The sequence below is a fragment of the Rothia sp. HMSC071F11 genome (genome assembly GCF_001809115.1).
In the GTDB taxonomy this organism is placed as follows: domain Bacteria; phylum Actinomycetota; class Actinomycetes; order Actinomycetales; family Micrococcaceae; genus Rothia; species Rothia dentocariosa.
Window position 1 is genome coordinate 188135 of the sequence record NZ_KV795771.1, and the last position, 398, is coordinate 188532.

General features: G+C 53.5%; 1 pseudogene. It reads right to left on the reverse strand.

The features are described 5' to 3' along the window. Positions 1-111: 111 nt before the first annotated feature. Positions 112-398, reverse strand: a pseudogene (locus HMPREF2554_RS10750) (hypothetical protein); the annotation flags it as partial.

Genomic DNA, 398 nt, shown 5'->3' on the forward strand with positions numbered 1-398 from the left:
CATATTTCTTCCAGCAAAGCTCCAGGCAGAAGGGTGTTTTAGACACAAAAAGGTGGCGCATCCAGCCATACAATCTGGATGCGCCACCATACTACCGAGAGAAGTTCGGGGTTACTGAGCCTTCTCCCCTGGTTTAAGCGGGGTACGCGGTTTGAGAGGAACAACGCTGTTGCCGCCTACGCCGCCTTCAGCATATGCAATCGGGTTTACAGGAACTGTCGTAGGGGTAAGCTCTTTCCCAACTTCGCGTTTCTCTTGGCCTGGTTTCTCTTGGTAGACCTTGCCGTCGGCAGTTCCGTAGAGGGTAGAGTACGAATCTACACTGCGCCACGTTCCATCGGCCTTAACCTCCATGCCCTTAGCACCTTTAGTCAGATCCGTATCGCCGCTCTCGCGTA